The following is a 22,999-nucleotide window of genomic DNA, read 5'->3' on the forward strand; positions in this document are numbered from 1 at the left end:
TGGTTTAATATGTGGCAAAATTTGCGATACATCATGACTTGTGGCTTGTTTTCTATAAATTATTAGAACTATATTCAGGCTCACAAAATTGGTAGTAGAATGAACATCTGGTCTTTGAGCCAATGAACAACTAAAGATAAACGCAGCTCAACAGCGTGATTAATAGGAAATAAAATGAAGTACGACTGGATATTCTTTGATGCAGATGAAACCTTGTTCCATTTTGATGCTTATCAGGGAATGAAGCTGATGTTTTCTCGTTTTGGTGTGGACTTCAACGAACAGGATTATTCCTTTTATCAAGAAGTTAACCTACCACTATGGGTAGACTATCAAGATGGTCGCATTACGGCTGATCAACTGAAACACACGCGCTTCGAAAGCTGGGCTGAGAAATTAGAGACAACAACCGCTGCTTTAAACAGTGCATTCTTAACAGCGATGGCGGATATCTGCTCTTTATTACCGGGTGCACAAGAGTTGATGGAGTCTTTAAAAGGCAAAGTGAACATGGGCATCATCACTAACGGTTTTACAGAGCTGCAGTCAATTCGTTTAGAGCGTACAGGAATGACGGATTACTTTGAGCACGTGATAATTTCTGAAGAGGTTGGGGTAGCCAAACCGGATGTACAAATTTTTGAATATGCGCATAAGCTGGTTGGATTGCCATCGAAGCAAAGAATATTGATGGTCGGGGATAACCCACATTCCGATATTCTAGGTGGACTCGATTTTGGCATCGAAACTTGTTGGTTAAACAGTCAAGAAAAGGCAACGCCAGCGGGTATCAATCCTCACTACCAAGTGAAGTCTTTGGCTGACTTGCAAGCTCTACTGCTGGCTTAGTGAATAGTTAACAACTGACCGCCACTAGCGAATACACAATCATAATCGGTTGATTTCTTTAATCGACCAATGCTTTGTAAATTGATTGGCGTTTCGTTAATTGACCAATGATTTGTTAATTGACCAATGATTTGTTAATTGACTGATACTTCGTAGATTGATAGATACTTTGTAAACAAAGTGTTGATGGCCGAGTACGAAAATGTACTCGGCCAATTATTTTGAACTTGGTTTTACCATAGAGTGACCATCAAAACAGATAAAGGAAAAGGTGTGCTGAAATCTCATCGTTATAGCTGCTACGGTATTATCGCCATTTTACTATGGAGCTGCTTGATTGCTCTGTCTCGTAGCGTCTCAGAACAGCTAGGTCCAATTGGTGGTGCGGCCAGTCTTTATACGGTGAGTTCGCTGTTGTTGGTCTGTGTTATGGGGCTACCTAAGTTTTCACGCTTTTCTAAGTCTTACTTGCTGATTGGCGGCGCCTTGTTCGTTTGTTATGAGATCTTCTTGGCTTTGGCGTTGGGAATGGCGAACAGCCGACATCAAGCGATAGAGATGGCGGTAATCAACTATCTATGGCCGGCACTGACGGTGTTATTTGCGGTGCTGCTGAGCGACAAGAAGATTAACTGGCTGGTTTATCCAAGTATCTTCTTGGCATTCTTTGGTGTGGCTTGGAGCATCAGCGGTGACCAAGGTCTCTCTGTCGACCAAATTGCTGCCAACATTGCGACCAACCCTAAAACCTATTCTATGGCGTTTTTCGGTGCGATTATTTGGGCTGTTTACTGTAACTACACCCAGCGTGTCGCGAAAGGGCAGAATGCGATTGTACTTTTCTTTATCGCTACGGCGATCACTCTGTGGATCAAATACGCATTGAGTGATGAAACCGGCATGGTGATGACAACGAGTGCGGCGATTGATTTAGCGCTAGCTGGCGCTTGCATGGGGGCAGGCTACGCACTTTGGAACACGGCGATTCTTGGTGGCAACATGGTGTTTTTGGCAACCATGTCGTACTTTACGCCAATCTTCGCGACACTACTTTCCTCGGTGATTTTGGGCTTGTCATTGACCATGACGTTTTGGCAGGGCGTATGTATGGTAACCGTTGGTTCACTGGCTTGCTGGTGGGTAACAAGAGAAAAGCCGACGGCAAAGGCGTCGGCTTCTATAAAGGTTCAATCTCAGTCTTAATTTGCGCTTATGTTCCAGCGTTATTTGCTAGGTGAAAACTTAGCTCGCGACATTGAGGTTCAATTGAAGCTCATATGGCATCTTCGATAGGCGTCGCTTAAGTTGGCGGCGCGTACGTTCAATATCATCGACCGCAATCGCTTGTTGGTCGTTGGTATGAATATCAACATTGATTCGTAATTCTGGACCAACCTTAGTCACACCCATCAGCTCCAAATCTTGCTCCGCTTCTTTGTCTACCGCGACAACGTTCTTATCTACCGCATCACAAATATCTTTGTTTGCCGACATCATAAGCAGTTCGCGCATCGCCTCACGTAACATGTCGAAAGGAACTTTGATGAAGTAGAAAGACATTAGCAACATCATCATTGGGTCGGCATACACTGCGTATTCTGCAAGCGGAGAAAAAGTAATTAACCAAGCCGCTACGAAACCCGCTGTTACCGCTACACTCAGTAGCGTATCCATCTGCCACTGCTTAGATTCAGCCTGAATCAGACCTGAAGAAATACGTTTGCTCTTATTCGCGATGTACCACCAAGCGTAACCACAACCCAACACGTTGAAAATACCAAACAGAGTTGCAATAGAAGCATCAACTTCACGACCACCCGTCATTAGGGCACCAATCGCAGAGTAAAGTGAATAACCAACCACAAGCAGAATCACAACGGCTTTAATCGCAATCACAATCGGCTCGATGATAGCTCGACCGAACGGGAACTCTCTATCTGAAGGGCGGTTAATGTATTTTGAAGCAGCTAGTGACAATAAAGTTAACAGTAAGCTGATAAGAGAATAGACACCGTCAAACACTATGACCAGAGAGCCAACGAGAAGACCCAACACCAATCCGCCAATTGCGAAGCCTGATGCTAAAAGGGCTGAGAACAATAGTACTCGATTTTCGTTTTGGCTTTTCCTGTCACACATAATATTTTCCAGATGTTTTTGATAACTTCATTGTTCTAATAATGAGCTAACTTTACAAACTTTATCTGATGATGTTTATATGTCTTATTTAATTCGAACATATAAATCAATAAAATTCAGTGACTTAAGATCAGGGTGTGGTGTCAATAAAGTTGACGTTGAGTGTTTTTTGGTGATGGTGTGCAACTGAAATAGGATCGTTTATGATTAATAAAACACATTAGTCGCTAAGGTCTTATTGGTCTTCTAGATTTGACTGCGACTGCGATGGACAAGGAGTGAATCAATATGAAGTTTGACGATATCAGTGATAATGAGTTGTGGGCGATTGCTAACCCGATCATGGATAATCTGATGGATGGTTCAACTAAGGTTGATCATGAACAGCACTGTCGAGATTTTACTCAAAGGATGAAAGACATTGTTACGCCAGAATATTTAGAAAAGGTGTGTCACCATTATCAGCACAGTAATGGCTTTTTTGCTGAGCGTGAGCAAGTTGCTTTATTTAGACGTTCAGACTCCATCGCCTTTGTGTGGAAACAAGCTTACACCATCGCCAAAGGTGAGTTTGTCGCTGAAATGGTATTGGTTGAAGAAGACGGACGCTATTTAGTGGATCACGTGATGGTCTTTTAGGAGTAGTGCTGTTTGTGGTTTTTCCCTTTGTTATCGACGATAAGCAATAAGCGCGAGCTAGAAATCAAACAAATAATCACTAAGCTGGTCGGCCAACCAATTCATTCCTGGGTGCTCTGCCATGCCAGCCGCGGTAAACATACAGTAGTCTTCTTGTGTTAAACCGTAGGTGTGTTTGATCACGGCAAGCTCTTGTTCACGCAGTAAATGGCGAATCAATGGCTCAGGCATTACGCCCCATGCTTCTTCACGTAGAATCGTATCCAACATAAAGTCGAAGCTAGAGAAGCCAATGTAACGACGCGAGAAGGGCTCAAGCTCAGGATTATCCTTTTCATTAAGATAAACCATGGTTGCTTGCATCGAATTTCTCAGTACTTCATCAGACACTCGTCGCATCGCACTCAAATCATGTCCTTTCTTACATACAGACATCATTCGAATCTTACCAAGCGGGTTGTAGATAATTCTTGGGTCATCGACGCGTTCGTAATCGACACCAAATGCGAAGTCGACTTGCTGAGTTTCAACTAGGTTAGCTAAGTCACCGCTCGATGCGAGAACGAAGTTGAATGAGGTAGAAGGGTACTTGTTATTTAAGGCGTGAGATAAGTCCTGCCACATTTCATCGGGTAGGGAGTCATCTCGTGCTATCCAAATTTCTGCGTTGAATTCGCCCGAAACATGCAAGCAGGTTTGTTTAATACGCGCGGCTGTCACCAACATGCCTTCGCAATCTTTGTAAATCGCTTTACCCGCTTCTGAAAGCTCAACGTGGTTTCCGCTGCGGACGAACAGCTCGACATCTAACTCTTTTTCCAAGGCTTTAATCGACATGCTGAGTTTGGTTCGGTTGCATTCTAACTGGCGTGCAGCTTCAGAAACTGATCCTAAATCAGCAACGGAACAAAAGGCTTGGACTTGAGAAAGGTTCATTTCATTTCCATATTGAGCGGGGGTCGGTGCATATTATCTGAATATTGTGCTGACTATCTTAGAAATAGTCCATCTTTGCATGATAACTCTATGACGAATTGACTAATTTGGTTTACTCTGGGGAAGTTCCGAACCTACAAGAAGTAAAGATGGAGGCCATGATGGCGAAACAATGGGACGAATACGCCGTTGATTGGGATAAAGATCCCGCAACCGCAGTATTCGCACAATCCGTATTTGACCAGTTAACACAGCTCGTTGATTTAAACGGAACCCGTGTCCTTGATTTTGGTTGTGGTACAGGACTACTCAGCCAGAAAATATCTCCTTTAGCAAAAGAGATCATCGCACTTGATATCTCTGAAGGGATGATTGAAGAGTTAGATAAGAAAGAGTTACCTAACGTTGAACCGGTAGTTGATATTTTATCGCGCGGACTTGCAGCGCAGCATCCAGCATTCAGAAACCAGTTTGACCTAGTGGTAGCCTCTTCGGTGTGTGGTTTTATCCCGAACCTACAAGACACAGTCAGTCTGATTTACACGCTGCTTGAAAACGACGGTACGTTTGTACACTGGGATTGGTACTTGGAAAGCGACAGTGAAGACTACGGTGTAAGCCAACAGCGCTCAGAAAATGTATTGAGTGCAGCGGGCTTTGCAGTAGTTGAAGTCTCTACACCGTTCTCGATTGACACTCCACAAGGAGAGTTAAAGGTATTAATGGGTGTTGGACGTAAACAAGCGCTTCCAGATCTGTAATCGTGTGTATGCCTTGAGCTAGCATTCAGAATGCTCATTTAAACTACTAAACCCACATTAACGACTCTAACGTCAGTTATGTGGGTTTTCTCTTTTTGGCGCTATCGTTTTAAACAGAACGAATTAGCGCTTTCTCATTTCTTCACTACTAACTCTGGTTTCTCTATTTCTCTATTTCTCTATTTCTCTGTTTCTCATCTCGCTCATAGAAAACTCAACACCGCTAATTTACAAATTATTTATTTCCATTTTGGAAATGTAGTCTTGCATACATTTCATTAGTGGAAATATAACGGTGAGATATAAAATAAGCCCATAACAACACTAAGGGTTTAATTATGAGCCACCAATCTGCGTCATCTACTTCTTCACCACTTTCAGAGCAACAACAACGCTTTAGCAATATCATTTCAGATGCCAACCTGTCACCAAAACAGAAGTCGAGCTATCTTGCCTTAGAAGCTGAAGCCAGCTTACCGTATATGCCGGTAAGCAAAGAAGTAGAGCAAGCCTTACAACAAGGTGTGCTGTGTGACATGTTTGAAGGGCACGCCCCATTTAAGCCGCGCTATGTACTTCCAGATTATTCTAAATACTTACATCAAGGCTCAGAGTATTTAGAGCTTAGCGCGGCAACCAACTTCGATGAAGCATTGAACATGCTTACCATCCTTTACCACCATGTTCCGTCTGTCACTTCAATTCCGGTTTACCTAGGTCAGTTGGATGATGTGTTGATGCCTTTCGTGGGCGACTTAACAGAAGAGCAGGTATACCAAAAGATTAAGCTGTTCTGGATCATGTTGGATCGCACACTGCCAGACGCCTTTATGCATGTGAATATCGGCCCGACAGACAACATTATCTGCCGTACGATTTTACGTGTAGACGCTGAATTGAAGCAGATCGCGCCAAACTTAACCTTTATGTACGACCCAGCCGTGACACCTGATGATCTACTTCGTCATGCGGCGAGCAACATCTGTGAATGCAGTAAACCACATATTGCAAACTATCCAGCGCATGCCGAGGCTTACGGCGATAAGCGTTTTGGTATTGTGAGCTGCTACAACTCTCTGCCGTTAGCGGGTGGTTCAAACACCTTGGTGCGTATGAACCTTAAGCAAGTGGCGTTGAAGTCTGAGGACAGTGCTGATTTCTTACAACAAGTATTGCCGAACTACAGTGGCATCATGGTTGAGTTGATGAACGTTCGAAGCCGCTTCTTGCATGAAGAGTCTAACTTCTTCGAAGGCTTCTTAACCAAAGAAGGTTTGATCGAAGAGGATCGCTTTGCGCCAATGTTTGGTATTTACGGCATGGCGGAAGCAGTCAACATCTTGTTGGAGAAAGAAGGTCAAGCAGGGCGTTATGGTCACGATGAACTGGCGAATCAGCTTGGTCATCGTATCTCTGAAAAGCTGGCTGAGATCGTTGAACGCTCTGAAGTGAAATATGGATTAGAAGGTAAAGCTCTGCTGCATGCTCAAGGCGGTATTAGCTTAGATGAAGATGTGACGCCGGGTGTCCGTATTCCTTATGGTACCGAACCGGATCCTGTCTCTTACGTTCGTGCAACCGCGGGTCACCATAAGTTCTACACCTCGGGCATCAGTGACATTCTGACCATCGACGAAACAGTGAAATCTAACCCTGAAGCGATGTTTAACCTGTGTAAAGGCGCGATTCAAGCGGGTTACCGAGAGTTCACGGCTAACGTTGCATCAAATGATTTGGTTCGTGTCACGGGTTACATGATTAAGCTATCTGACATTGCCAAATATGACGAGCAAGGCTCACGCACCAATACCACCTTTTTAGGTGCCGAAGCTGCGAAGAACACGGGCATATTAGAGCGTAAACCACGCGTGGCGAGTTTAGAGATGTCGCCGACATACGAATAGCTTTAACGTGCGTGCGTTATGTGTATGGTGCGTTTCGAATACGAACAATGTGAATTATGAAAATTTCTGATCTAACAACTCAAATGGCTAGGGTTAAAAATAATAAGGCAGAAAAACAAGCGAAGGTCAGCCGTGTGCTGACCTTTTCTTGTGTTGATGGCCCGGGAAACCGCTTGGTGCTGTTTCTTCAGGGCTGCAATTTTAATTGTATTACTTGCCACAACCCCCACACAATCAATCACTGTAACCATTGTGGAGATTGTGTGAGTGGCTGTCCAAGCCGTGCTTTAAGCATGGTTGATGGCAAAGTGAAGTGGGACCCAGCAGCTTGCACCAACTGCGATAAGTGCATTGATGTCTGCGATCATAAGTCGAGCCCGAAAATTACCACAATGACGGTCTCAGAGGTTCTGGAGCTTGTCAGGCATAATCAGTTTTTCTTGAGTGGCATTACCGTTTCTGGCGGTGAAGCGACCATGCAGTTGCCGTTTATCATCGAGCTGTTTCAAGCGATTAAACGTGATCCACAGTTAGCGCATCTCACGTGTTTTATTGATAGTAATGGTTCGCTGTCACTTCAAGGGTGGGACAAGGTGTTGCCTTATCTTGATGGCGCGATGATTGACCTAAAATCATGGCAATCGGAAACACATCAATGGTTAGTGGGTAGAGGTAATCATAGGGTGTTTGAAACCATTAACTACTTAGCAGATAAAGGAAAACTGCACGAAGTTAGGTTGCTACATATCCCAAATAAAAGCGATCTTGAGGACGAAATTGAACAAGTGGGGCGTTACTTGAAGACTCTACCAAGTGATGTTCGAATTCGACTCAATGCGTTTCAGCATCATGGTGTCATTGGCGACGCGTTAGATTGGCCGAAATGCACCGAAAAACAGATGCAGAGCTTTCACGATAAGCTCTACACCATAGTTCAAAGACCGATGCAAACTCCTGAGGTTTATACCTAGTCTTTAGATTTCTTAGGCGGTCAATCAGGCTTCTAAGAACGTTAACTTTCTAAAGATATTAAGTCTCTAAAAATATTAAGCTTCTAAAAACAGGTCACACAACCATTTGATCGCTTGATCATTCATGTTGGGTTTATTCCACACCAAGCTGTAAGCCACCTTACCGTAATCAAAAGGCAAGGGCTTGCTCACTAAGCCCTGAGCTTGTTTAGCATGCTCAGCCCACTGTTTAGAGCAAGTGAACAGGAAAGGTGTGTGGTGACACAACACAGCCGCAGCGCCGAAGTCCGCGACCGATATTGCCATCTCTCTTGGTTGGTGGCATTGAACCAAGTTTTGTTCAAAGTAAGGCTGAGACAGTTCGTTATCTAAAATCCCAATGTGCTTGTAATCTAAGTAGCCTTCTACCGTCAGTTCTTGCTGAGCGAGAGGGTGGTGTGCGCCCATCAAACAAACCATTTCATCTGGAAGAATTGTTTCCCAAACCAGCTCTTTGTTATCGGTCGGCGGCTGAGATATATCATGAGGCAACAAGATCAAATTGACCTTGCCACTGAGTAAAGCATCGAAGCCGAGCTGTTGTTTCGAATAGATGTTGAGCTTCGCGTTTGGCGCCAGTTCAGTAGTGATTTTACTTATCTTAGAGGCAAATACTTCGAAGGTACTTTCACGCATCGAAAGTGAAAAACTGCCTTGGTACTCTTGAGGGGTAAAACTCTTTTGATGAAGCAGTCCATTCATGCTTGAAAGAATTGCGTGAACAGTGGGCGCTATCTTCAGAGCAAAGGGAGTCGGGATAAGCTTGGTACCATCTCGATAGAAAAGCTCATCATTCAGGATGTCACGCAACTGAGACAGGGTTTTGCTTACACTCGAAGGGCTGACACAGAGTTGCTCTGAGGTCTGAGTGACGCTGTGGGTGTTCAGCATAATATGAAGCGCAGTGAGGTGCTTAAGGCTCACCCTAGATAAGTGTAAGTAATCCATTTATGACTCACGCATTCAGATTGGCTTGTGATTTTGCATGAACGACAAAATCGAACAAGCCAAATTGGATAAAGGTTATTTACGAGCTAGCTTATGGTGCGCTCGTGAAAAGTGGCCTGCGCAAAATGCGCCCACAATCGATAGTTCACCCGCTAAACACAGTGCAGCACAAACTTCAGCTAGGGCTTGTGATTTACCGTTACCATGCAGCCCAAGTAAATCTAAACAGGCTTTTTGACTTGGCAAGCCAGTACCACCGCCGACAGTCCCCACCATTAGGTTAGGCAGTGTCACGCTAGCGTATAAACCGCCTTCTTTGTTGAGTTCCATACGCGTCATACCAATCGCTGACTCGGCGACACAGGCCGCGTCTTGGCCACAAGCGATGTAAAGTGCTGCCAGTGCATTCGCATAATGGGCGTTGATACCGATAGTGCCGCTCAAAGCGCCACCGACTGTGGTCATTTGGCCAAACTGGACCATCTTCTCTGGTGTCGTGTGTAGGTACTTCGCGACAAGCTCTGCAGGGATATTAACCTCAGCAGTTACCTTTTTGCCACGAACGCTGCGCAAGGTTTGGGTATTGGCTTTCTTATCGCCTGACAAGTTGCCATCAAGGAAAGCGTGGTCAGGCTTAACTGGCGTATTTTCGATGATGTACTCAAACACGGCATTGGTTGCGATGGTCACCATATTCTGACCAGAAGCGTCTCCGGTTAGAAATTCGAACACCAAGTAAACATGGTTACCTTCGATGTTGATATTAATGTCGGTCAGCTTGCCGTGTGATGTTGTTGATTCTGCCAAGATCTTGAACTGGTCATACTGTGTCACAGCCCAAGCCACAAACTGTCCGGCTTCAACTAATCCTTGAAATGCAAAGCCAGGAGTACGTGTTACGCCTTCATTGAGCAACATAGCACTTGCGCCACCACAAGCCGTAATCAGCTTAGAACCACGGTTATAAGACGCGACAAGCGCAGCTTCTGTGGTCGCGAGTGGTACGAGGTAATCGCCCGTAGCAAATAGGCCATTGACTCTTAAAGGGCCAGATATTCCCACAGGGACTTTAACGGTGCCAATAAAGTGCTCAATGTTTTTCTCATAAGCTTGGAACTGACTTTGTGTATGAGGGTCGAGCAGTTCTTGCTGTGAATCTGCATTATCGAGCGCTGTCCAGCGACGTGTGAGATTTTTTTCTGTCAGGTAGGGGCTAGGTGTCAGCTTATTTACTGGCTTTTCAAAATGAGGCTGAAGCTTTTTTTCTAATTCGTCTGCGGAGATGTCGCCTCCTAAAATAGAAACATAGTCATGGCGATGCAGATTTAGTTTTGGCATAAATAGTATGAAGTAAAGTTTGTGCAGCAAATTGGTTTGCGCTGATTCTACCGAGTAATAAACCAGAAACAAGCGCCTGATATAATGAGTTACAGTTTGTGTGGTTGTTGAAGCAAAAAGCAGCGAAGTTTCGCGAAATATAGGCTGTATTTGAGCGAAATTTAGATATGAATGTCGAGAAGGCTACAGATGGCTTCGTTTTGACGATCAACCACACTTGCACCAACGCGGTTATAACTTGCGCTTTGTGTCAGTTTAATCAGGGAATCGGTTGAAGATGAAGCAGGTTCAGGTTCTTTGTCTTTAAAGGAAATGGCTTGTTCAGGCTCTATTTGATTAAAGCTGAGATCGCTAGCTTCGAAAGTGTCGTCGGATTCTAGAGCGTGTTTGGAGGCTTGGTTGAGCTCGATTGCGGCTTCTTCAGCCATGTTGGTGGATTGCTGAATAATGGCGTAACCAGATTGAATACCAGATATCGACATATCAGAACCTTTTATTGACGTATGGAATGAGTCTAGGCGGACGATATTTTGAGCGCAATGGTGAACAGATGAAATTTACGGTGAAAATGTGAACTTAAGCTAAAATAGTGATGTCTGTCTATTAACTGAACAGGTCATTTAGCGCGTTTAATTCTTCATCAGTAAGCAAAGAAGGCTTCTCTGTTTCGAGGTTGCCGTCGATCTCACTCTGAAGTGCTTTTAATTGTTGTGGGCTAAGAAGCTGTATTTGCTGCTTAAATGCTTCAAATTGCTGTGTATTCATAGTGTGACCTTTGTTCAAATCCATATGCTCTTTAGAGCATAGCCTACTGATTCAGGAAATCAAACAAGATTAAGTGAATTTTAAATGATGTTTGAAGTTTCTTGAAACTAAGACAATTATAAATTCCTGTGGTCGTTTTTTGTCCGAGAAATGTTAGGCAAAGTTAAGGCTTGGTCAATCAAAGTCAGTAAATTCCTATAACGTAAAAACGCCTTCAACCCTTGTAGCACAAGGGTAGGTAAGTAATTTCTCTACCCAATTAGGGGTATGGGTAAAGCAATGTATAAATATTTGCGATGATCAAAAGATAAGCAATTGGCGTTATCTTTTTGTTTTTACGGTATTTTGTTTGTTGCTCAAGAAGCTTCTGTTTCAAACGACTTGTCGATCTTAACCTTAACTGCAAACTTGGTCGCTAAGGTATGCAGTTCTGGAAGCATGCGATAGATCAAATGGAGCTGTTGTAGAACCATTTTGACAGAATTCTCATCTTCTTCTCGCCATTCACTCAAACGTTTATCCAGCTCCGGGTCATAAGCGTTTTTCACTTCACAATGCTCTTTATGAGAATAGAGCTGATCATTTAGAGCGTCGAGATGTTGGTGGATTACTCTGTGCGCATCTAGCACCAGTTTGTGTGTCGCTTCATCATCAATACGCGTTCTGTGAGCACCCAGAGCCGAGATATAGCTAAGCAGAGCATGATTGAGTGTTAAGAATCGGAAGCTCTCATCTTCAGAGGTGCGGTACTTACCCGGTTCAACCAACATGCTACTGATGGCGGCAGTCAGGTTTGCGTCATTATTATGAGCGCTACGACGAGCGATACGATAGTTTAGGCTATCTTTCTTACCGACACGGTATTGGCCGATGATCTGAGCGAGATAGTTCTTGTTGGAATCGAGCGCATCCGCCATCACTTTGTGCAGTCGCTTCGATTGCCAATCAGGCAACACATAAATGACAGCAAGCACGGCGAGAGCACAACCAATAAAGGTATCCGCTAACCTTGGCAATACTACAGCGTAGCCTTCACCTAATTGGTTAAAGCAGAAGAGCACAAGCAGTGTGATAAAGCCGGTCGCAAACCCGTAATTATTGATTCGAAACGCAAAGAACATCACGCCACTGATCACAATGAACACCAATTGGCTCTCTTGCGACGGGAAGAAGGTCAGTAAAGGTACTCCGATCAACAAGCCTGCGACCGTGCCAATGACACGTGCCGTCAGTTTTTGACGGGTTGCACTGTAGTTTGGCTGACACACAAACAGCGTTGTCAGTAGAATCCAGTAACCTCTTTCAATATCAAACCCTTGGATAATCCCATAGCCCAGCGTCAGAGTGATCGCCATACGAATCGCGTGGCGGAATAGCATAGAATCGGTGTGCAAGTTAGCTTTGATCTTGTGCCACATTGCCGTCAAAGTATGAGGGTTGGTATCGTCCAATACACCTTCTTCAATCTTCTCTGCATCTGGGTTGCTGATATTCGAGAGCTGTTTTTCAACGGTTGCTAGGTTATTGAATAAGTAATCCAACTGATTCAGCAGTGATTTCCATTCAGGGTTGTTCTGTTGGTGCAGGTGATTGAGCGATGACATCAGCTCATCAAGTGCCAATACAGACTTGTCACCATGCTGGTATTCAGCGCCAACTTTCAATGAGCTCGCCACTTCTTTACAAGCTGTTGCCTGCGCTTCCAGTAGATACTTAAATCGAAACAACACGTCAGAGCGTTCAAAGTGTTTTGCTAGCTCTTGATAACGATAGTGGCTAGAGCTTACGCGTTCATGAATATCTTGTGCGATGAAGTAGGTGTTAAGAAATCGGTCACTAGGGCCGTCAATGTGTCCGCGCTTAGAGCGATTAAGCAGCGTCGCTTTACACATGTTGAGTGCGTTAACGGTACTCGCGTTGAGTTTGGCTTCAATGATTCGGTGTGGCTGGGGAATCAAGTCAGAAACGGGGTAGAAGAGTTCCGCTTTTGAATCGATGTAGTTACCGATTTGATCGAATACCGTGGCTAAGTTTTGCTGCACGGGTTGCATTGGCCACACTATCTGCCAAATCATCGACATGAAGTAGTACCAAGCGGCGCCAGTTAACAGTAGAAGCGGTTGAAACCAAAGGTTGGTGCTCTCGTGTGCACCAAGCATGGTATAGATGGCAACCAAGAGAGAACCAAACGCGATACTCGCGTATTTAGGGCCAATTGCCCCGAGAATGATAAAAGAGAAGGTTGAAACAAAAAGCCCGATCGCGAACAGCCAAGGCGTATCGAAGAGAAGCTCAATAGAGAAAGCCGCAACGGCGAAACAGATAAAGGTCAGCGTGAGTGCTTTCAAGCGCCCGGTAAAGCTGTCATCACTTTCCGCAAGAGCCGCAGCAATAACGCCTAAAATAAGTGGGGTGATGAGTGTGTTTTGTCCATAATACCAAGCAGGCACCACAACACCGAGTAGGGTGATGAGAATTAATACGCTGTAATTTATGGTTTTATTCGCCCAATAGAGGCGTAATTTGGCTGAAAAGTCCACAGTCGCTCACTTGACACACTAAAAACCATAATCCTAACAGAAATCAAGCACAAGAATTTGATACTTATCCATAATTGCCCGTAGGTGGTCATGAAAGCGTCGATAAGATATGAGATATTATTAATTCTCATTGCATCATGATATAAATTCAATATTCCCAATTAAGAGCACACTCCAATGCAGCTAAGCGCTAACAAGACTGCACAGTTTTTTATTCAAAATGAATATCATCAGGTTGAACTTGATGGTCCACGCTTGCTGTTATCTTCAGTAGGCAGTGAAGAGCGTATCCCATTTACTATTTGGAGTGGCAAGATCGCGATAAAGCGCGGATTGTTCTGGGGATCGCTACAATTTTTTGCTAATCAACAAGATGGAACACAGCGCAGTTGGTTAGTACAAGGCTTACCTTGGGATCAATGCCGTCAATTTGCACGCGCGTCAGTTAGTGCTTATCAGAAGTGGCACGACACTCAATGTGAACAATTGGCTGAACACGTACCTCAGTGGGAAGCTGAATTAACACGTCTTGAGCAATTACCAGCCTTTCTACCGCATTCTAAGGTCAACACTTGGGTTGATATGGTCAACTCAGGCTTAGAGAGTATGACAATGACGCTAGAAGAGGCCGCACAACGCATGCCAAACCGCATCGCAAGAATGCAGCCATGGTTATCTGAAACGGAAATCAAGCAAGCTGAAAGAAACCAGCAATGGCTAGAGACCGAGCGAAAAAACTGGGAAGTGTTGTTTGCGCAATGTGAGTCGTCACCACTGAACTTATCGCAGCAATATGCGGTGTTGATGAATGATGATCACAACCTTATTTTAGCGGGTGCAGGCTCGGGTAAAACCAGTGTTCTAACGGCTCGCGTCGCGTATTTACTGCAAAGCCATCAAGCTCAAGCTGAAGAGTTGCTATTGCTCGCTTTTGGTCGTGAAGCGGCAGAAGAGATGAAGCAACGTCTCGACAGCAAAATTGGTTTATCAGCAGAGAAGGTGCAAGTCAGCACTTTCCACCAGTTGGGTTTAAAGATACTGAATCAAGTTGAACCCGAACGTGTGGTTATTTCTCCTTTAGCGCTCGATGACAACCAACGCCAAGCATGGTGCATTGATTGGTTGAAGAAGCACTGGATGACACCGACCAACTTTAAACGTTGGCAAAAGCATTTGTCTAAATGGCCAATCGCTTATTTAACCGGTGACGATGAGCTTGGTAGCCACGTTTCAAACCTCAAATTGATCGGTTGGCTTGAAAAGCAGCTAGAACAGTTGAATGCGTCGGGTTTAACCAAAAAAGAAGTACAGCAACAGCTGATTGATCACCGAGACTATACGCGCCTCAACAGCGAGCTTTCACTGTGTTGGCCATGTGTAACCGCGTGGCAAAAGGAGCTGAAAGAACAGAATCATATCGACTTCTCAATCATGATCAGTCGAGCGACCCAGTATGTCGAGAAGGGCAAGTTTATCTCACCTTGGAAGTTCATCATGATCGATGAGTACCAAGACATCTCACCTGATCGTCTTGCCTTGGTTGAAGCACTTTGTAATCAGTCTAAAGCCGAGCATCAAGCCTCTATTTTTGCAGTAGGCGATGACTGGCAGTCGATTTATCAGTTTGCGGGTGCGGATGTGGATTTGACCACGGGCTTTAAGGATCGCTTTGAAAGCTCGACCATTCATCACCTAGATACCACTTATCGCTTTAACAATCAGCTAGGTGCAGTTGCCAATCGCTTTGTACAAGAAAACCCAATTCAGATTCCGAAAGAACTGAACAGCTTCAAGCAACAAAAGCAGAAGGCGGTGTACAGTGCGCCAAGCAAAGAAGTTGAGAAGATTCTTGATCAACTGAACCGTCAATCCAAAGGCAAAACCAATAAATCGGTGTTGCTACTTGGACGTAATCATTACCACAAGCCAGAGTTGTTGGAAGATTGGAAGAAGATCTTCACCTCCATTGATATCAAGTTCATGACTTGCCACGGCAGTAAAGGTAAAGAGGCGGACTTTGTCATTATTCTTTGTGTTGATGAAGGACAGTTCCCGACCAAGAAAAAACAGCTGCATATTGATGGCGCATTGACTGAATCATCAGACGCGTTCCCTTATGCTGAAGAGCGTCGTTTATTCTATGTAGCAATGACGCGGGCAAAAGAGAAAGTATGGATCACGCACAGTGGCGACGGCTCTGGCTTTGTGCAGGAGCTGCATGGTTCTGATTACCCAGTTGTTCGTAAAAAGTGATGTTACTTGACTTGATTGTCTAAGATTAGATCTTCAATCCCTGCCCTAATATCACAAGGCAGACGCATAAAGCATAAGGAATTTGCTATGGAACACGGCTCTATTAACTACATTGAATTTGCTGCGAAAGACATCTCAGCAACTAAGGCGTTTTTCAGCCAAGTGTTTGGTTGGAGCTTTGAAGACTATGGCCCTGAGTATTCTGCTTTTGAAGGCAAAGGCTTAATGGGCGGCTTCTATTTGGCGGATCTGGCGTCGAATACGGATAATGGCGCGGCACTGATGGTTTTCTATAGCCAAGATCTTGAGCAAACTGAGCGCGATGTGATTGATGCTGGTGGTCAGATAAACCGTGAGATCTTTAGCTTTCCCGGTGGCAGACGTTTCCATTTCAGAGAGCCAAGTGGCAACGAGATGGCAGTGTGGAGTGATAAGTAGAGACTCACTACACTGTTTATGATTGAACTGTTTAATGTCTGAAACGAGACATAAAAAAGCCTGCGATAAAATGCAGGCTTTTTAGTCTGTTCAGTAGAGATCACATTTAACGTGCGATTACGTGCGCTCTGCTAGATACGCTTCGTAGTCTGGGATTTCGATGATTACTTCTTCTTCAAGCAATGAAGAGTTAAACAGGAAGTTAGCGGTAGCGCGGTTAGTTGCCACAGGAATGTTCCAAACACTTGCGATACGAAGCAGTGCTTTTACGTCTGGGTCGTGTGGTACAGCATTAAGCGGATCCCAGAAGAAAATCAGCATATCGATTTTGCCTTCAGAGATAAGCGCGCCAAGTTGTTGGTCGCCGCCCATTGGGCCGCTGATCATGCTCTTGATTGCTAAGCCTGTCTCTTTACTGAGTAGAGAACCAGTCGTGCCCGTTGCGTAAAGGAAGTGCTTTTGTAGTTTTTCTTTGTTCTCTTTGACCCATCTTAGTAGCTCAGGTTTGAAGTGGTCATGAGCGACCAAAGCGATATGCTTGTGTGTTGGCATAGTGCGCGTTGTTTTTTGCATGAATGTTCCCTAAATTGTTGTTTCGTTTTTATTGTTTTGAGCTCTTCAGCCAATATAGCACTATGGATTCACACTGAATACCGGACGAAACTCAGAAGGTGACAATGAGTCGGCGATAATTTGATCTTTGAGAGTTGCAGGTGTCAGCGCTTCGATAATCGGTGCGCTGTGTTGCTCGTAAGGTTGACCGCGTAAGTAACTCGTGGCTTGTTTTACCGACAAGCGACCTTGCTCAACCATTTTATCTGTTGGCGCAAAAAGTACCTTGTTACGGAGTAAACCACGGTAGGTTCCGTGACTTAGGTAACTTGAGATTAACCCAATATCTTCGGTTTTATCGGCCGCTCGTAGCTCACTGATCGCTGCTTCAATCGCGACGGCACTTCCGACTATATATTGGATATCAGGTTCTTCTATCACCTGCTGTACTAGATTTCTTTGAAGTTCTTTATCGTTATCTGCCCAATAGCTGATCGCAATTTTGATATCACTCGACTTGATCGCATCATAAAACCCCAGTGCTACAGGCTTAGTGCCGCCACTCGCTTGTGGGCCAAGTAACAGGGCGATAGGTGTTTCGCCTGATCCTTTCGGGTGTCGTTTCGACAAAAAATCTCCGACTTGGTATCCCATTTGGTACCAATCGACACCGACCGTACCTTTTAATACCTTCTGTTGTTCTTCATTGACGGTTAACTCATTTACCGTAGCAAACACAGGCGTCGAGCCAACCCAATCGCTGAGATTGTCATGATACGCATCGGGTGAAACCGTACCTAAAATAATGGCATCGGCTCCCCATTGCGTGCAAAGCACCAGTTGCGAGGCTTGTTTGGCCACGTTGGGGTAACCGCCAGCTTCCAATACTCTTAGCTCAACTTGCTGCTTTTCTGCTTCAGAGATCATTCCATAGTTTACCGACAACCAATAAGAGTCTTTGAGGTGCGGATAAATGGCACAGATTTTCTCTTTTTGTGATGTGGCATTGGCGGGCTTTATTGGGCTCAAAGGCTCACTAGCACCTGCGACAGTAGTTACTGAGGCCAGTAGTGAGAGAAGAATTATTGAAGCGAAAGGTCTAGATAGCATGAATTGCCGTTTTGTTGGTTTTAGATAAGAAACACTGCAAAATATAGCGTATTCTGCATGGGTAAAGAAGAACGTTTTAAGGTTTAGAGTTTATGTTGTTAGCTTCAGCGAGTATTGGACGCAAGCTGCTGGCCTCATTCTTAGTGATGGCACTGTTGGTTCTATTGTCTGCATTGATCGGTGTTTCTGGTTTTAGCTTTGTAGCCAAAACGGAAAGAAACGTCGTTGATTCGGCGCTTCCTGCCATGATCGAAGCTCGTCAGGTTTCTGAGTTGAGTAACCGTATTATTTCGTCAGTACAAACACTTTCTAATGCGAGAAACGAGGCCGAAAGAAAAGAGGCTGGCACCGTACTGTTTGACCAACTTGAGTCGCTTCTTCAACATATCAAAGAGCTTGGTGTCGACAGTTTCGATTCTCAGCTCCTCAATAAACTCGAAAACAATGTTCAAAGCGTTATTAACACACTGGCTGAGTTGGGTGTGTCGGTTGAGCGTAAGCTTTGGTTAAGCAAAGAGTTGTCGTCTCGTGTCGAAGAGATGCGCCTATTGGCCGAAGAGCTAGAGCAGTTGACGCGAACCCAAGTTTTGAACACGGCTACCATTGCGGTTGCTAACGTCACGCATATCTATGACCTGCTAGAAACCAAAGAAACGGATAAAGCCTACCAAGCCTTAGATGCGCTTGTAGAGGTTGACCTTGATTTGTCTGAGCGCCTACACGAATTGCATTTGCTGGCGTTCAAAATGCTTAACCAAATTGAAGAAACGCAAACCGTTACCAACGTAGAGCGTATTCATCAAATCCAATCAGAATTTGAATCCAACCTAAGAATCATGGCGCGCCGCGTTAAAGCGGTCGAAGATCCTACTCGTTCAGCGCAGATGTCTCAGCTTCTAGAAGAGCTCAGAAAACGCCAAGTCGTGTTCGATATTTCATTAGAACAATATGAGAACACCAAAAAGTCAGAGTTTCTGATGCAAAATACGTTGGAGCTGTTCTCTCAGCTGAATACAACGGTTAACCAACTGGTTGATGATTCAAACCGCAGTACCAAAAAAGCGGTTGATGAGCTGACCAGCACGTTGAATTTGGCTCAATGGTCACTGTCTGTGATTTCGGTTATTGGTTTGGTTATCGTTGCATTTATCGTGTGGCGAGTGGTGTATATCTCGGTTGTTAAACGTCTTACTGAATACTCATCGGCCTTGATGTCTATCGCACAAGGTCGCCTGAATATTGATATCTCGGTAAAGGGTAATGATGAGCTGGCTCATATGGGCGAGGCGATCATCACTGCCAGAAACACCGCGCAGGCGCTACAAGTGGTTGCGGTGGGTGAAGCAAAGGCGAAACGCGAACTTGAAGAGCACAAAGAACACTTAGAAGAGTTGGTCACAGACCGAACCTACCAGCTGCAAAAGACCAATGAGAAGCTGAACATCGAGGTAGGGAACCACGCTAAGGCTCGTAACGCCGCAGAACAAGCAAGCCGCGCAAAATCCGCTTTCCTTGCGACGATGAGTCATGAAATACGAACGCCGATGAACGGTGTATTAGGTACTGCAAGATTGCTCAAAGATACCGGGTTAGACCCGCTGCAATCCGGCTATGCAGACATCATTAACCGCAGCGGTAAGAACCTACTCGCGATTTTGAATGACGTGTTGGATTACTCAAAGATTGAAGCAGGGCATTTAGAAATCCGCACTGCTTCGTTTGATCTTCATCAGATGGTTCAAGATACCTACCAATTGATGGAAGGGCGTGCCGCTGAGAAGAAGCTGAACTTTGATTTCCATATTGAAAGTGATGTGCAACGCTATTGGCGTGGTGACGTAACGCGAATCAGCCAAATCTTGAATAATTTGGTCGGTAACGCGATTAAGTTTACGGAAAGTGGCTCGGTCGATATCTTTATCAGCTTAGATATCGAAGATGAAAATCGAGTGATGTTTGAAGTGTCAGATACAGGTGTCGGTATTGATGCTAGCGAACAAGCTTGTCTGTTTGATGCCTTTACCCAAACCGATAGCGGTCGCAACAAAACCGGCGGCACAGGGCTTGGATTAGCGATCAGTAAAAGCATCATGTTGGCAATGAACGGGGATATTGGCGTTCATTCTGAAGAAGGCGAGGGTAGCCAGTTTTGGTTCTCACTGCCACTTGAAGCCGGTGAGAAGATAGAAACGAAAGTACCGGTCATTGAAGCGTGTATTCGAGCTAAAGTACTTCTGATTGAAGATAACCCCGTAAACTGCATCGTTGCTGAAGGCTTCTTGCATAACTTGGGGCACGAGGTTGTGATTGCGACAACCGGACAAGAAGCGAGAGCCATATTCAGTGAGCAAGAGTTCGATATTGCGCTGGTGGACATTAACTTACCCGACTGCGATGGCGTCGAGTTAATTCAACAACTCAAAGACGATGCGCTTCAGCATAAAAGTGAAGAAGACGTAATTCGAAAAGTACCCCCAATGATCGCAGTATCGGCTCATGTGTTTAACGAAGAAGTGGAAAGCTATTTGTCGTCTGGCTTTGATGGATTCTTACCTAAGCCGTTAGAGAAGGAAGCATTATCGGAATTGATTGTTGAGCAGTTGGACGGTCACACGCTGTTGCTGCCTCAGCCGGATCCGTCAGATGCTGTTTGCTGTCAGCTAAACTCTAAACCTCAGGAAACCGAGCTAGACTTATCAGCATTGGCATTTGCAAGCTCGACACAACGAGCAAACCAAGACGCGGAACATAATCAAGGAGAACCGATTGTGCAGATGATTAACCCTAAGATTATCAAAGACGACTTGGCCATTCTCGGTCGAGAAAAAATAGTGCAGATTGTTGGGTTGTTTGACCAAAGCAGCCAAGTCACTCTCGATGAACTGATTGTGGCAAGTGCCGCTGACAACGCTCGTGAAATTAAGTCTTTAGCTCATAAACTGAAAGGGTCTGCCGGCAGCCTAGGATTATCTGCACTGTTTGCTTTATGCCAGAGCATTGAAGCGAGCGAGGATCCATTACTTCAATATCGCGATAATGCAGACTCATTACCTGAATTGGTGAAAGACTCGTTAGCAGCGCTCCGAGAGCAACTATAGAGTGGCTATTGGGCGGAAAGCCCCAAAATAAGAACAGAAAACAAAAAGCAGGCTATTTCTCCGTTTTAATATGAAGAAGTGACCTGCTTTTTTATTGTCGAATAAGAATCTAAGTAAGGCTTTCAAGGAACGGCTCTAAGCCATCTTGATATGTCCAGCAGCTTTGATCTTAACGTGAACCATATTGCCTTGTAGGTAGCTTAATGGAATCTCGCTGCGTTCAATGATCGCGACATTATCGCTGCATGCGCCAGCTTCAATCGCCAGTTGCTTTGATTGTGCTTCCAAGCCCTTTAAGGTCTCTTCACGTGATGCTGGGTCAATCGGTACGATCTTATCGAATTGACCTGATATTTCACCCAACGCAACACCAATCGCATTAGCCACTTCAAAGTGCTCAGGACGAACCACTTGGCTCACACCTTCAAAATGATCTGGGAATAGGGCACTACCACCACCAACCATGATTACGGGTACACTCGCCGCAGAGGTCTTCATCTTATCGATGCCTTCTTCAACATCCGTGACCATTTGTTGATAAATCTTGCTTGCTTGTTCGGCTGAAACACCAATCTCATCACTCAGTTGATGTTCTGCCTGCCACTGCATTTGTCCTGTTTTGAGTGCAATATCGGTGAGCGTAAGTTCATCACCACCAAAGCTACGCGCCGTTTGCGTCAAGGTATGGCCAACACTTTCTGGGCCTAGCTCTATACGCTGCTGTTCAAAGCGAACCTTGGTACCACCACCAATGGCTAACGCCAAAATATCAGGCATACGGAAGTTGGTTCTCACTTCACCGATTTCTACTGCTAAGCTCGATTCTCTTGGGTAGCCGTGAGTCAGTACGCCGATATCAGACGTAGTGCCGCCCACATCGACCACAATCGCGTCTTTTAACTTAGTTAAGTGACTCGCTCCACGAATCGAGTTTGTTGGCCCACAAGCCACGGTAAGAATCGGGTACATCAATGCGAACTGCTGTGACATCAGTGTTCCGTCGTTCTGACCGAAATAAGGCGTGGTGTGGATTTCATGATTGATGAGTGCACTGCAAAAGCCGTCAACGAATCGTTTTGCTGTCCCTTGCAGAGCCGCATTGAGGATAGTGGCGTTCTCACGCTCTAAAAGCCCTAAACTGCCCACTTTATGGGATAACGATAGGTTCACGCCCGGAAGTTCTTGTTGAATCCATTCTGCTGCTTGAAGCTCCTGGTCGCCGTTGACGGGAGAGAACACTCCGCAGATAGCAATGGAATCCACTTGGCCTTTCATTTTCTGGCAAAGCTCGCGGATCTCAGACTCTTGAATGTCGGCGATCAACTGGCCGTCGTATTCATAGCCGCCGTGAGCTTGGTAGAAGTGTTCACCAAGCAGGTTTTGCCACGCTTCACTCCAACCACAAAGGGGCGGGACGCTATCACCACTGGGAAGCGCTAAGCGAATCATGCCGACTCTGTCTAAGCCTTTTCGTTCAACGATTGCGTTGGTGCATTGAGTCGTGCCAAGCATCGCGTGTTTCACTTGCTGACCATCAATGTTTGCTTGGTTTAATAGCGCAGAAATCGCGTTGTCGATCCCTGTTGAAACATCATGTGTGGTTGCGGTTTTTACTTTGGCAATCACATTTAAGTCTGCGTCGAGCAGCACACCGTCGGTATTGGTGCCACCTACGTCAATGCCCAAACGGCAGTAATCAAGCGTAATGTTTGTCATGCG

The 22,999-nt window shown here is 45.0% G+C and carries 19 protein-coding genes; 9 read left to right on the plus strand and 10 right to left on the minus strand.

Annotated features, from left to right (window positions below; translation table 11 throughout):
* Positions 1-174: 174 nt before the first annotated feature.
* Entirely contained in the window at positions 175-849 is a 675-nt protein-coding gene (yjjG, locus tag LMH68_RS19495; RefSeq protein WP_229647749.1) for a pyrimidine 5'-nucleotidase, read from the plus strand.
* Between the two features lie 273 nt (positions 850-1,122).
* Positions 1,123-2,052, plus strand: a complete 930-nt coding sequence (gene yddG / locus LMH68_RS19500) for an aromatic amino acid DMT transporter YddG (RefSeq protein WP_229647750.1) — start codon at positions 1,123-1,125, stop codon at positions 2,050-2,052.
* A 39-nt stretch (positions 2,053-2,091) separates the two neighbouring features.
* Here the strand turns inward: yddG and LMH68_RS19505 are convergent, their stop codons facing one another.
* On the minus strand, positions 2,092-2,988 hold the full coding sequence (locus LMH68_RS19505; protein WP_050633104.1) for a cation diffusion facilitator family transporter: 897 nt from the start codon (positions 2,986-2,988) through the stop codon (positions 2,092-2,094).
* A gap of 288 nt (positions 2,989-3,276) precedes the next feature.
* On the opposite strand from LMH68_RS19505, the gene LMH68_RS19510 reads away from it, so the two are divergent.
* Positions 3,277-3,627, plus strand: a complete 351-nt coding sequence (locus LMH68_RS19510; RefSeq protein ID WP_017060899.1) for a hypothetical protein — start codon at positions 3,277-3,279, stop codon at positions 3,625-3,627.
* A gap of 57 nt (positions 3,628-3,684) precedes the next feature.
* On the opposite strand, the gene LMH68_RS19515 is transcribed toward LMH68_RS19510, so the two are convergent.
* A complete protein-coding gene (locus tag LMH68_RS19515; RefSeq protein WP_016797108.1) occupies positions 3,685-4,563 on the minus strand; it encodes a LysR family transcriptional regulator in 879 nt (292 codons plus the stop codon).
* Positions 4,564-4,724: 161 nt separating this feature from the next.
* On the opposite strand from LMH68_RS19515, the gene LMH68_RS19520 reads away from it, so the two are divergent.
* From LMH68_RS19520 to LMH68_RS19530, 3 genes are all read left to right on the plus strand, one after another.
* Positions 4,725-5,324, plus strand: coding sequence for a class I SAM-dependent DNA methyltransferase (locus tag LMH68_RS19520; protein WP_017064785.1), 600 nt, complete (start codon positions 4,725-4,727; stop codon positions 5,322-5,324).
* 338 nt (positions 5,325-5,662) lie between these two features.
* Positions 5,663-7,228, plus strand: coding sequence for a YjjI family glycine radical enzyme (locus LMH68_RS19525; protein WP_017060897.1), 1,566 nt, complete (start codon positions 5,663-5,665; stop codon positions 7,226-7,228).
* 56 nt (positions 7,229-7,284) lie between these two features.
* Entirely contained in the window at positions 7,285-8,199 is a 915-nt protein-coding gene (locus LMH68_RS19530; protein ID WP_229647751.1) for a YjjW family glycine radical enzyme activase, read from the plus strand.
* 75 nt (positions 8,200-8,274) lie between these two features.
* Here the strand turns inward: LMH68_RS19530 and LMH68_RS19535 are convergent, their stop codons facing one another.
* The 5 genes from LMH68_RS19535 to yccS form a co-directional block, all read right to left on the minus strand.
* Positions 8,275-9,186: a LysR family transcriptional regulator gene (locus tag LMH68_RS19535; RefSeq protein ID WP_017060895.1), complete on the minus strand. Its 912-nt coding sequence runs from the start codon at positions 9,184-9,186 to the stop codon at positions 8,275-8,277.
* Between the two features lie 75 nt (positions 9,187-9,261).
* Positions 9,262-10,524 carry a hydroxymethylglutaryl-CoA reductase gene (locus LMH68_RS19540; RefSeq protein ID WP_229647752.1) on the minus strand — a complete coding sequence of 421 codons (1,263 nt, stop codon included), beginning with the start codon at positions 10,522-10,524 and terminating at the stop codon, positions 9,262-9,264.
* A gap of 161 nt (positions 10,525-10,685) precedes the next feature.
* A complete protein-coding gene (locus LMH68_RS19545; RefSeq protein WP_229647753.1) occupies positions 10,686-11,006 on the minus strand; it encodes a hypothetical protein in 321 nt (106 codons plus the stop codon).
* Positions 11,007-11,127: 121 nt separating this feature from the next.
* The gene (locus LMH68_RS19550) at positions 11,128-11,313 is read right to left on the minus strand and encodes a hypothetical protein (RefSeq protein WP_065584591.1); all 186 of its coding nucleotides are present in this window, start codon (positions 11,311-11,313) and stop codon (positions 11,128-11,130) included.
* 332 nt (positions 11,314-11,645) lie between these two features.
* Positions 11,646-13,829 carry a YccS family putative transporter gene (yccS, locus tag LMH68_RS19555; RefSeq protein WP_102332913.1) on the minus strand — a complete coding sequence of 728 codons (2,184 nt, stop codon included), beginning with the start codon at positions 13,827-13,829 and terminating at the stop codon, positions 11,646-11,648.
* 177 nt (positions 13,830-14,006) lie between these two features.
* On the opposite strand from yccS, the gene helD reads away from it, so the two are divergent.
* Positions 14,007-16,082, plus strand: coding sequence for a DNA helicase IV (gene helD, locus LMH68_RS19560; protein WP_017064779.1), 2,076 nt, complete (start codon positions 14,007-14,009; stop codon positions 16,080-16,082).
* 87 nt (positions 16,083-16,169) lie between these two features.
* Positions 16,170-16,520 (plus strand): VOC family protein, encoded by a 351-nt coding sequence (locus tag LMH68_RS19565; RefSeq protein WP_017060889.1) that lies wholly within the window; start codon positions 16,170-16,172, stop codon positions 16,518-16,520.
* 117 nt (positions 16,521-16,637) lie between these two features.
* Here LMH68_RS19565 and LMH68_RS19570 read toward each other — a convergent pair whose 3' ends face one another.
* The gene (locus LMH68_RS19570) at positions 16,638-17,093 is read right to left on the minus strand and encodes a methylglyoxal synthase (protein ID WP_017064778.1); all 456 of its coding nucleotides are present in this window, start codon (positions 17,091-17,093) and stop codon (positions 16,638-16,640) included.
* A gap of 60 nt (positions 17,094-17,153) precedes the next feature.
* Positions 17,154-18,182, minus strand: a complete 1,029-nt coding sequence (gene torT / locus LMH68_RS19575) for a TMAO reductase system periplasmic protein TorT (protein WP_102332911.1) — start codon at positions 18,180-18,182, stop codon at positions 17,154-17,156.
* A gap of 92 nt (positions 18,183-18,274) precedes the next feature.
* On the opposite strand from torT, the gene torS reads away from it, so the two are divergent.
* Positions 18,275-21,280: a TMAO reductase system sensor histidine kinase/response regulator TorS gene (gene torS / locus LMH68_RS19580; protein WP_017060885.1), complete on the plus strand. Its 3,006-nt coding sequence runs from the start codon at positions 18,275-18,277 to the stop codon at positions 21,278-21,280.
* Positions 21,281-21,415: 135 nt separating this feature from the next.
* On the opposite strand, the gene LMH68_RS19585 is transcribed toward torS, so the two are convergent.
* Entirely contained in the window at positions 21,416-22,996 is a 1,581-nt protein-coding gene (locus LMH68_RS19585) for a hydantoinase/oxoprolinase family protein (protein WP_229647754.1), read from the minus strand.
* Positions 22,997-22,999: the final 3 nt, after the last annotated feature.

Source organism: Vibrio sp. F13, assembly GCF_020806305.2.
In the GTDB taxonomy this organism is placed as follows: domain Bacteria; phylum Pseudomonadota; class Gammaproteobacteria; order Enterobacterales; family Vibrionaceae; genus Vibrio; species Vibrio crassostreae_C.

Bases quoted from the DNA above. Each gene is read 5' to 3' on its own strand.
- LMH68_RS19565 (WP_017060889.1), top strand. From the start codon at position 16,170: ATGGAACACGGCTCTATTAACTACATTGAATTTGCTGCGAAAGACATC.
- LMH68_RS19545 (WP_229647753.1), bottom strand. From the start codon at position 11,006: ATGTCGATATCTGGTATTCAATCTGGTTACGCCATTATTCAGCAATCC.
- LMH68_RS19510 (WP_017060899.1), top strand. From the start codon at position 3,277: ATGAAGTTTGACGATATCAGTGATAATGAGTTGTGGGCGATTGCTAAC.
- LMH68_RS19540 (WP_229647752.1), bottom strand. From the start codon at position 10,524: ATGCCAAAACTAAATCTGCATCGCCATGACTATGTTTCTATTTTAGGA.
- torT (WP_102332911.1), bottom strand. From the start codon at position 18,182: ATGCTATCTAGACCTTTCGCTTCAATAATTCTTCTCTCACTACTGGCC.
- LMH68_RS19530 (WP_229647751.1), top strand. From the start codon at position 7,285: ATGAAAATTTCTGATCTAACAACTCAAATGGCTAGGGTTAAAAATAAT.
- LMH68_RS19515 (WP_016797108.1), bottom strand. From the start codon at position 4,563: ATGAACCTTTCTCAAGTCCAAGCCTTTTGTTCCGTTGCTGATTTAGGA.
- LMH68_RS19525 (WP_017060897.1), top strand. From the start codon at position 5,663: ATGAGCCACCAATCTGCGTCATCTACTTCTTCACCACTTTCAGAGCAA.
- LMH68_RS19585 (WP_229647754.1), bottom strand. From the start codon at position 22,996: ATGACAAACATTACGCTTGATTACTGCCGTTTGGGCATTGACGTAGGT.
- yjjG (WP_229647749.1), top strand. From the start codon at position 175: ATGAAGTACGACTGGATATTCTTTGATGCAGATGAAACCTTGTTCCAT.
- helD (WP_017064779.1), top strand. From the start codon at position 14,007: ATGCAGCTAAGCGCTAACAAGACTGCACAGTTTTTTATTCAAAATGAA.
- torS (WP_017060885.1), top strand. From the start codon at position 18,275: ATGTTGTTAGCTTCAGCGAGTATTGGACGCAAGCTGCTGGCCTCATTC.
- LMH68_RS19535 (WP_017060895.1), bottom strand. From the start codon at position 9,186: ATGGATTACTTACACTTATCTAGGGTGAGCCTTAAGCACCTCACTGCG.
- LMH68_RS19520 (WP_017064785.1), top strand. From the start codon at position 4,725: ATGGCGAAACAATGGGACGAATACGCCGTTGATTGGGATAAAGATCCC.
- LMH68_RS19550 (WP_065584591.1), bottom strand. From the start codon at position 11,313: ATGGATTTGAACAAAGGTCACACTATGAATACACAGCAATTTGAAGCA.
- LMH68_RS19570 (WP_017064778.1), bottom strand. From the start codon at position 17,093: ATGCAAAAAACAACGCGCACTATGCCAACACACAAGCATATCGCTTTG.
- LMH68_RS19505 (WP_050633104.1), bottom strand. From the start codon at position 2,988: ATGTGTGACAGGAAAAGCCAAAACGAAAATCGAGTACTATTGTTCTCA.